7 protein-coding genes are annotated in these 9,061 nt (G+C 70.2%); 6 read left to right on the top strand and 1 reads right to left on the bottom strand.

Annotated features, from left to right (window positions below; all coding sequences use genetic code 11):
• Positions 1-224 precede the first annotated feature (224 nt).
• Positions 225-797 (bottom strand): TetR/AcrR family transcriptional regulator, encoded by a 573-nt coding sequence (locus tag ACFV2O_RS36605; protein WP_379256340.1) that lies wholly within the window; start codon positions 795-797, stop codon positions 225-227.
• Between the two features lie 103 nt (positions 798-900).
• Between ACFV2O_RS36605 and ACFV2O_RS36600 the strand changes: the two genes are divergently transcribed.
• From ACFV2O_RS36600 to ACFV2O_RS36575, 6 genes are all read left to right on the top strand, one after another.
• A complete protein-coding gene (locus tag ACFV2O_RS36600) occupies positions 901-2,328 on the top strand; it encodes an MFS transporter (RefSeq protein ID WP_379256338.1) in 1,428 nt (475 codons plus the stop codon).
• Between the two features lie 328 nt (positions 2,329-2,656).
• The gene (pheS, locus tag ACFV2O_RS36595) at positions 2,657-3,718 is read left to right on the top strand and encodes a phenylalanine--tRNA ligase subunit alpha (RefSeq protein ID WP_355080644.1); all 1,062 of its coding nucleotides are present in this window, start codon (positions 2,657-2,659) and stop codon (positions 3,716-3,718) included.
• Positions 3,719-3,751: 33 nt separating this feature from the next.
• Positions 3,752-6,259, top strand: coding sequence for a phenylalanine--tRNA ligase subunit beta (gene pheT / locus ACFV2O_RS36590; protein ID WP_379256336.1), 2,508 nt, complete (start codon positions 3,752-3,754; stop codon positions 6,257-6,259).
• A 165-nt stretch (positions 6,260-6,424) separates the two neighbouring features.
• On the top strand, positions 6,425-7,192 hold the full coding sequence (locus ACFV2O_RS36585; RefSeq protein ID WP_379256335.1) for an alpha/beta hydrolase: 768 nt from the start codon (positions 6,425-6,427) through the stop codon (positions 7,190-7,192).
• A gap of 39 nt (positions 7,193-7,231) precedes the next feature.
• Complete coding sequence (locus ACFV2O_RS36580; protein ID WP_379256333.1) at positions 7,232-7,750, top strand: PspA/IM30 family protein; 519 nt, start codon at positions 7,232-7,234, stop codon at positions 7,748-7,750.
• Positions 7,751-7,793: 43 nt separating this feature from the next.
• Positions 7,794-8,813 (top strand): hypothetical protein, encoded by a 1,020-nt coding sequence (locus ACFV2O_RS36575; protein WP_379256332.1) that lies wholly within the window; start codon positions 7,794-7,796, stop codon positions 8,811-8,813.
• The last annotated feature ends 248 nt before the right edge of the window (positions 8,814-9,061 follow it).

Genomic DNA, 9,061 nt, shown 5'->3' with positions numbered 1-9,061 from the left:
ACCGCCGCTTGCTCCTTCGTCGCGTACGCGGCGGCCGCGCAAACGCGAGCCGGGCCGCGAACGGAACAGGCTCGATCTCGCTTCGCTCGGAACCTGGAGTGACGGTGCGCTGGCCGCGTTGGCGTTCGAGCTCGGGACATTCGCATGTAGCTCGGGTGCCTGACCGGTGCTGAGGGTGTCCCGGGGCGCGCAGGCCCGAGCGCGAGCCGGGCCGCGAATGGAATTCAGTCGCCTTCGGTGCTCAAGTTCTCCAAGATCTCCGTCGCCCACGTCGCGGGGACCGCGTCCGGGCCCGCCACTCGCATGGCGCTCATGACGGTGAGCAGCATTCCGGTGGAGAGGAAGCGGCGCGCCTCGGTTTCCGGCGCTCCGGTCAGGTCGCGGATCAGGTGGTAGATACCGCCGAACCTGGCCCGGACCTGGTCGCCGATCTCCGGGTCCGCGCTGGCCGCGAAGCCGTGCAGCAGAAGTTGGAGCAGTTCGCGTTCGGCGAGGAAGACCGAATAGCCGGTGGCGAGGGCGGCGAGGGCTTCGTCGGGGGCCGCCTCGGGCGATGCCTCGGCGCGCGCGGCGCGGAAGATCTCCTCGATCCGGTCGCAGACGCGGTGCTGGGCGGCGCGGAACAAGTTCTGCTTGGTGCCGAACAGCCGGATCACGTAGGGCTGTGACACGCCCGCTCGCCGGGCGATCTCGTCGGTCCTGGTAGCGGCGTAACCGCATTCGGCGAACGCGGAGACCGCCGCGCGCAGCACCTGTTCGCCCCGTTCGGAGGCCGTCATCCTGGTTCTGGTCGCCATCGTTCTCCGTTTCCGCTGGTACCTGCCTTTCTCTTGACATGTTATCAGTCGATGCATACCGTTTCGAGCATTAGTTATCAGTCGATTACAACAAGGACTGGACATGACCGAGACCCTTCCATCCGCCCCGGCGCCCGTCGCCGCGCCCGAGGCGACGATCGGCGGTCGCAGGCTCGCCGCCGTCCTCGCCGCGGTCGGTATCCCGATGTTCATGGTCACGCTGGACAACCTGGTCGTGACGAACGCGCTGCCGGTGATCCGCACCGAGCTGGGCGCCTCGCTGGCCGACCTGCAATGGTTCGTCAACGCCTACACGCTGTCGTTCGCCTCGCTGTTGCTCACCGCGTCCGCGGTCGGTGACCGACTGGGCAGGCGGCGGATCTTCCTGCTCGGCATCGCGCTGTTCACACTGGCGTCCGCGGTCTGCGCGCTGGCGACCGGGCCGGGCATGCTCATCGCGGCGCGGGCGGTACAGGGATTCGGCGCGGCGGGAGTGATGCCACTGTCGCTGACACTGTTGTCGGCGGCGGTGCCGGAGAAGATGCGCAGCGCCGCCATCGGCATCTGGGGCGGGATCGCCGGCCTCGGCGTCGCGCTGGGGCCGCTCATCGGCGGCGCGGTCGTCGAAGGGCTGAGCTGGCAGTGGATCTTCTGGGTGAACGTGCCGATCGGCCTGGTCGTGCTGCCGTTCGCGCTGCGGGTGCTGGCGGAGTCGCACGGCGGCAGCCGACGAGTCGACCTGCTGGGACTGCTGCTGTCGGCGGGCGGCGTGCTGGCGGTGGTGTGGGGCGTCATCCACGGCGCCGATGATGGCTGGACGTCTCGTGGCGTGCTGTCCGCGCTGGTCGGTGGTGCGTTGCTGCTCGGTTGCCTGATCGCCTGGGAGCTGCGCACGCGGGAGCCGATGCTGCCGCTGCGCCTGTTCCGCTCCCGCGCGTTCCGGGTGAGCAACATGACCGGCTTCACCTTCTCGATGGGCGTCTTCGGCTCGATCTTCCTGCTGGCCCAGTACTTCCAGGTCGTGCAGGGCTACGGACCGCTGCAATCCGGCATTCGCACCATGCCGTGGACGATGGCGCCGATGGTGGTCGCTCCGCTGGCGGGTTTGATCGTCGACAAGATCGGCGCCCGTGCGCTGCTCACCACCGGGCAGACGCTGCTCGCCGTCGCGCTGGGCTGGATGGCGTTGGTCACTTCCGTCGACGCGAGTTACCTGTCGTTCGTCGGTCCGTTCCTGCTCGGCGGGATCGGCATGGGCCTGACCTTCGCGCCCGGCGCGACCGTGGTGATGGCCGCCGCGGCGGAGGAGGACCGCGCGATGGCTTCTGGAACCAACAACACCCTGCGGGAAGTCGGTGTCGCCATGGGCGTCGCGGTGCTGGCGTCGGTGTTCGCGGCGCGGGGCTCGTACCTGGATCCGCAGAGCTACGTCGACGGACTGGTGCCCGCGGTGTGGGTGGGTGCCGCGATCGTGGCGGTCGGCGCGCTGGGGTCGCGGTTGCTGCCCCGCCACATCACCGCCGCGCGCTGACCGCACTGTCGCGCGCTGATCGCGGAGCGCCCGGTCACTGGGTATCGCCCAGGGCCGGGCGTTTCGCGGCGGCTGTCGGAGCTGGTCTTTCGCTGCCCTGACCGGTCACCGTCTGCGAGCATGTGATGAGTCGCGCCGTTCCGGACGGATAATGGAGCGGGGCCGGCGCGCGCCGGTCCGGCTCGCGGTTACCACACGGCTCGCGCGGCGTGGCGGGTAATCCGCGTGAATCCGCCGAGGCCCATCGAATACGATTGCGACCAGCAGCAATGCGGGCAGGCGAGCAGCGGTGCCCGCGAATTGATCCCCAGGGGAGAGACGGAGCATCGTGGCCGACGACATCGACGCAGGCGAGCAGAACGCGGCGCTGACCGAGGAGGCACTGGCCGCGGCCGCGGCGGCCGCCGAGAAGGCGTTCGCCGCTGCCGCCGACCTGGATGCGCTCGCGGTCGCGAAAACCGAGCACCTCGGCGGCAAGGCGCCGCTGGCGCTGGCCCAACGCGCGCTGGGCGGCCTGCCCAAGACGGAGAAGGCGGACGCGGGCAAACGGGTCAACGTCGCCAGGTCCAGGGTGTCGGAGGCGTTCGAGTCCCGCCGCGCCGCGTTGCTGGCCGAGCGCGACGCCGCCGTGCTGGTCGCCGAGACCATCGACGTGACGCTGCCCGCGCGCCGGGCGGCCGTCGGCGCGCGGCATCCGATCACCGTCATCTCCGAGCAGATCGCCGACGTGTTCGTCGCGATGGGCTGGGAGGTCGCCGAAGGTCCCGAGGTGGAGACCGAGCACTTCAACTTCGACGCGCTGAACTTCCTGCCCGACCATCCGGCTCGCACCATGCAGGACACCTTCCACATCGCGCCGGAGGGCTCGCGCCAAGTGCTGCGCACGCACACCTCGCCGGTGCAGGTGCGTTCGATGCTGGAACGCGAGCTGCCGATCTACGTGGTCTGCCCGGGCCGCACCTTCCGCACCGACGAACTGGACGCCACGCACACACCGGTGTTCTCCCAGGTCGAAGGCCTGGCGGTGGACAAGGGTCTGACCATGGCGCATCTGCGCGGCACGCTGGACGCGTTCGCTCGCGCGCTGTTCGGACCACAGACCCGCACGCGCATGCGGCCCAACTACTTTCCGTTCACCGAGCCCTCCGCCGAGGTCGACGTGTGGTTCCCGGACAAGAAGGGCGGTGCGGGCTGGGTCGAATGGGGCGGCTGCGGCATGGTGAACCCGAAGGTGCTGATCGCCAGCGGGATCGACCCCGAGGTGTACAGCGGGTTCGCCTTCGGCATGGGCCTGGAGCGCACGCTGCAGTTCCGCAACGGCATCCCGGACATGCGCGACATCGTCGAGGGCGACGTGCGTTTCACGCTGCCCTTCGGTATCCGGTCCTGACCTCACCCTTCGATCGAGAGAGCGAAACGTCAAGTGCGAGTAGCGCAGTCCTGGCTGACCGACATCATCCAGCGCACCAACCCGGAGTGGTCGGTGACGCCGGAGGAGCTCGACGCGGGATTCGTCCGGGTCGGGCTGGAAGTCGAAGAGCTCGACCAGCTCGAGCGGATCGCGGGTTCGGAGGAGGGCGGCGAGCCGCTGGTGGTCGGCCGCGTCGCCGAGATCACCGAACTGACCGAGTTCAAGAAGCCGATCCGCTTCTGCAAGGTGGACATCGGTAAGCCCGAGTTGCAGGAGATCATCTGCGGCGCACGGAATTTCCAGGTCGGTGATCTGGTGGTCGTGGTGCTGCCCGGCGGCGTGCTGCCCGGCGGGTTCGAGATCACCTCGCGCAAGACCTACGGTCACGTGTCCAACGGGATGATCTGCTCGGTCGCCGAACTGGGGATCGGCAAGGACCATTCCGGCATCCTGGTACTGGAACCGGGCACCGCCGAGCCCGGCGCCGACGCCAACGCGCTGCTCGGTCTGGACGACACCGTCATCGAGCTGAACATCACTCCCGACCGCGGCTACTGCTTCTCCGTTCGCGGCCTGGCGCGCGAGCTGGCCTGCGGTTTCGATCTCGAGTACGCCGATCCGGCGGTGCGCACCCTGCCCGACCACGAGCAGGAAGCCTGGCCGATCCGGGTCGAGCCGGACTCCCGGTGCACGCGCTTCGCGGCCCGCCGGGTCACCGGCGTCGACCCGGAGGCGGTGAGCCCGTGGTGGTTGCAGCGCAGGCTGCTGTTGTCGGGCGTACGCCCGATCTCGCCCGCCGTGGACGTCACCAATTACGTGATGCTGGAGCTGGGGCAGCCGCTGCACGCCTTCGACGCGAACAAGGTGTCGGGCGGATTGGTGGTCCGTTCCGCGCACAAGGGCGAGAAGTTGCGCACCTTGGACGACGTGGAGCGCGCCCTCGACGTCGAGGACGTGGTGATCGCCGACGATTCCGGCGTCATCTCCTTGGCCGGTGTGATGGGCGGCGCGAGCACCGAGGTCGGCGCGGAGAGCACCGACATCCTGCTCGAGGCGGCCACCTGGAACCCGCTGCTGATCTACCGGACCGCGCGCAAGCACAAGCTGGTGTCCGAGGCGGGCAAGCGGTACGAACGGGTCGTCGACCCGGAGATCAACGTGGCCGCGCTCGATCGAGCGGCCACGTTGCTGGCCGAAATCGCCGGCGGCACCATCGAACCCGTGCTGACCGACGTCCGGACCCCCGTCCCGGCGCCCGAGCCGATCCGGATGGACATCGACCTGGCCGACCGTGTCGCGGGCGTCACGTACGCGACCGGCACCTCGGCGCGCCGCCTGGCCCAGATCGGCTGCACGGTCGAGGTCGGCGTCAGCGAGGCCGGGCACGGTCAGCTGGTGGTGACCCCGCCGAGCTGGCGGCCCGACCTGGCTCAGCCCGCCGACCTGGTGGAGGAGGTGCTGCGGCTGGAGGGCCTGGAGCGGATCCCGTCCGTGCTGCCGGCCGCACCGGCCGGGCGTGGGCTCACGCCGACCCAGCGCCGCAGGCGCGCCGTCAGCCGCGCGCTGGCGTTCGCGGGCGCCGTGGAGGTGCCGCCGCCGGTGTTCCTGCCCGCCGGAGTGTTCGACACCTGGGGCCTGGACGCCGACGACCCGCGCCGCGCCACCACCAGGGTGCTGAATCCGCTCGACGTGGAGCGCGCCGAGCTGGCCACCACCCTGCTCCCCGGTTTGCTCGAGGTGGCGGTCCGCAATATCTCGCGGGGCGCGCGTGACCTGGCGATCTACGGCATCGCGCAAGTCGTGCTGCCGGGCGCGAACACCAGAGCGGTCGATCCGCTGCCGGTGGACCGGCGCCCCACCGACGACGAGATCGCCGAGTTGCTGGACTCGCTGCCCGAACAGCCGGTGCACGTGGCCGCTGTCCTGACCGGCCGCAGGGAACCGCGCGGGCCGTGGGGGCCGGGCCGTCCGGTCGAAGCCGCCGACGCGTTCGCCCTCGCCGACGCCGTCGGCGACGCGGCCGGTGTGACCATCGAGCGCCGTGCGGCGGCTCAGCTGCCCTGGCATCCCGGGCGCTGCGCCGAGCTGGTGGTCGACGGAACGGTTGTCGGCTACGCGGGTGAGCTGCATCCCGCCGTGCTGGAACGTTCCGGCCTGCCGCCGCGTACCTGCGCCGTCGAACTCGACTTGGACGCGCTGCCGCTGCGCGAGTCCCGGCCGGTCCCGACGGTGTCGCCGTTCCCGGCGGTGCTCCAGGACGTCTCGGTGAGCGTCGAGAAGACCGTCCCGGCGGCGTCCGTCGAGTCCGCACTGCGCACCGGCGGCGGCGAGCTGCTGGAGGACATCGCGCTGTTCGACGTGTACGAGGGCGCTCAGGCGGGTGAGGGACGTAAGTCGCTCACCTACGCCCTGCGTTTCCGTGCCACCGACCGCACCCTCACCGAGGACGAGGCCAGCGCGGCACGCGACGCGGCCGTCGCGGCGGCGGCCGACGCCGTGGGCGCGGTGCTACGCGGCTGACGCACGCGGTCACCGCAACCGGCTACGGCCGAGTTCGATCGTCTCCGCGGGTCGGGCGGCGACCGGCGTCCGCACCGGCCCTGCGGCGGTGGGCCGCGGCTCGAGCACTCGTGTCGCGGCACCCGCCCGACCCGGCCTTGCCTGTTCAGGAGTAAGAACAAGGGCATGCGACACCCGGCCCGTCCGATCCTCAACGCGCTGACTTACCTGCCGGAGCGGACGGTGCTGCAAACTCCGGCGCTGCTCGGCATGGAGTACACGGACCTGTCCCTGCCCACGGCGGACGGGCAGACCGTGCACGCGTGGTGGATGCCTGCCCGCGATTCGATCGGGCACATCCTGTTCGCGCACGGGAACGCGGGCAATCTCGGCGACCGGGTGCCGATCTTCGCGTTGCTCACCGAGGCCGGTTTCGACGTGCTGGCCTTCGACTACCGCGGCTACGGGCGCAGCACCGGGAAACCGACCGAGCACGGCACCTACCTGGACGCGCGCGCCGCGCGCAGGGCGCTGCTGGAACAGCCCGGCGTCGATCCGAATCGCGTGCTGTACCTGGGCAAGTCCCTCGGGGGCGGTGTCGTGCTCGAGCTGGCACAGCACCATCCCCCGGCCGGAGTGATGCTGATGTCCACCTTCAGCGGCCTGCGCGACGCGGCTCGCTCGGTGTATCCGTTCCTGCCCGCGGCCTTGGTGCCGAACGCCTATCCGAACGAACGCCGCATCCGCGCGCTGCGCGCCCCGGTGCTGATCATGCACGGCGACCAGGACGAACTGCTGCCGCTGCGGCACGCGCAACGGCTCTACGCCGCGGCGCCGGAGCCGAAACGGCTGGTGGTCTTCCCCGGAGCCGGGCACAACGATCTGATCGTCGTGGGCGGCTCGGCCTGGTACGACCTGGTGCGCGACTGGGCGGGTGCGCGCGTGCGGTCGTGAACGGCCTTCGGTGCGGTCGCGCGTGCGTAGCCTGGCGGTATGAGCGACAACAGCGAAATCGCGAGCCGGTTGGCCGGGCTGCCGGACGCGGAGTTGGCAGGTGTACTGCTGGCCGCAACGGCGGCGCGTCCCGGGTTCGCGGCGGTCCACGCCGCGCTGGTCGGGCTGTTGGAAACCGGTGATGCGGCTGCGGCCGGAAATGTGACTCCTGCCACCCCGGCCGGTGGGCCTGGGTTCCCGCGGCACACGCCCGATGTGTCGGGCCAGGTCGGCGGCGGTTCCGCGGTACCGGCGGTACCGGTACCGCCGCCGGGTATGCCGGAGTCCGCCGCGAGTGGCGGATATTCGGCCTCCGGCGTTCCTACTTTCGAGTCAGTTCGCGATAAGGTCGAGCATCGCTACGGCACCGCGCAGGGGATGGGTGAACTCGACCGGCAGACTCCAGCGGGCCGCGGCGTGGACGAACAATGGCAGGCACGTGAGCAGGCCGCGCGTGAGCGCCTGGACCGGATCCGGAAATCGTTGCACGGCAACGACGCCGACCCGCACCAGCCGTGAACCGCGCCGGGCGCGCCGCACGAGGTGTGATGGGTGGAATTCGATGAGCGAGCCGCGTGAGATCGCCGAACGGCTACTGGAGGCCCAGGTGGCATTCCTGCTCGCCGAGGTGACCGGCGAGCGTTTCGCGGAGGTGGTCGCGCGCGACACCGAGGCGGTGCTCGGAGTCGCCGACACGCTCGTCTTCCGGGACGTCGTGGAGATCGACCAGGCCAAGCAGACCGTCCGCACGGTCGTCGAGCTGATCGGCGGCAGTCCGGTTCTCGCCGATATGGTCGGGGTCTTCGCCGACTCCATCTACGACCACATCGCCGCCAACCACGACTACACGCTCGGCGAGGTGGTCGAGCGCGAGCCGGTGGAGGCGCTGCTGGAGAAGATCTTCGGCATGCACCAGGCGCAGGAGCGCATCCTGGACCGGCTCACCGAGAGCCCGCTGGTGGCCACGGTCGCGTCGAAGTTCGTGGACAAGCTGATCAACGACTTCGTGCAGGCCAACCGGGAACGCGCGGAGAAGATCCCGGGTGTGTCCTCGCTGATGTCGCTGGGCCAGTCCGCGGCCAATCGCGCCAAGAAGGCCGCCGACGGCACCTTCGTCGGCGACCTCGCGGGCAAGGGCGCGCTGTTCGCCCTCAAGCGGACCAACAACGCCATCCGCGAGATGCTGCGCGATGCCCCGGTGCACGCCGCCGCGATGGAGTTCTGGGATCTGCATGCCGACGAGCCGGTCAGCGGTCTGCGCGAATACCTCAGCCGGAAGGATCTCAACGAGCTGGTGCTGCTGTGCTACGAGATCGCCGTCACCACCCGCGAGAAGGAGTACTTCGGCCTGCTCCTGGACGAGTGCGTGGAGGTGTTCTTCACCAAGTACGGCGACTACACCTTGGCGGCCATGCTGCCCGAACTCGGTCTGACCGGTGACGACATCGTCCAGGAAATCCTCCGGTACGGACCGGCGGTCATCGAGGGCGCGAAGCGCGAAGGGGTTCTCGCCGGGTTGATCCGCGAGCGCCTCGCCCCCTTCTATACCTCCGATGAGGTACTCGCCATCCTCTCTGTCTGATTTCCAGCGCCTGCGTGTGTTGGTTTCCAGCGCCTGCGGCGCTGGGTGTTCGCGGCCCCTTCATGGCTCGGGTCCGAGCGACCGCCGCTTGCTCCTTCGTCGCGGACGCGGCGGCCGCTCGGACGCGAGCCGGGCTGTGTTCGTTTTTCCAGCGCCTGCGGCGCTGGGTGTTCGCGGCCCCTTCATGGCGCGCGTGCGAGCGACCGCCCCATTCTGCGTCGTAGCGGTCGCCACCGCCCCCGGGGCCC

This window comes from Nocardia sp. NPDC059691 (assembly GCF_042733915.1).
Lineage (GTDB): Bacteria > Actinomycetota > Actinomycetes > Mycobacteriales > Mycobacteriaceae > Nocardia > Nocardia sichangensis.
This window is presented reverse-complemented; position numbering and strand designations above follow the sequence as displayed.

Excerpts from the sequence above, each read along its gene's own strand:
- ACFV2O_RS36575 (WP_379256332.1), top strand. The coding sequence starts at position 7,794 with ATGAGCGAGCCGCGTGAGATCGCCGAACGGCTACTGGAGGCCCAGGTG.
- ACFV2O_RS36600 (WP_379256338.1), top strand. The coding sequence starts at position 901 with ATGACCGAGACCCTTCCATCCGCCCCGGCGCCCGTCGCCGCGCCCGAG.
- ACFV2O_RS36580 (WP_379256333.1), top strand. The coding sequence starts at position 7,232 with ATGAGCGACAACAGCGAAATCGCGAGCCGGTTGGCCGGGCTGCCGGAC.
- ACFV2O_RS36585 (WP_379256335.1), top strand. The coding sequence starts at position 6,425 with ATGCGACACCCGGCCCGTCCGATCCTCAACGCGCTGACTTACCTGCCG.
- ACFV2O_RS36605 (WP_379256340.1), bottom strand. The coding sequence starts at position 797 with ATGGCGACCAGAACCAGGATGACGGCCTCCGAACGGGGCGAACAGGTG.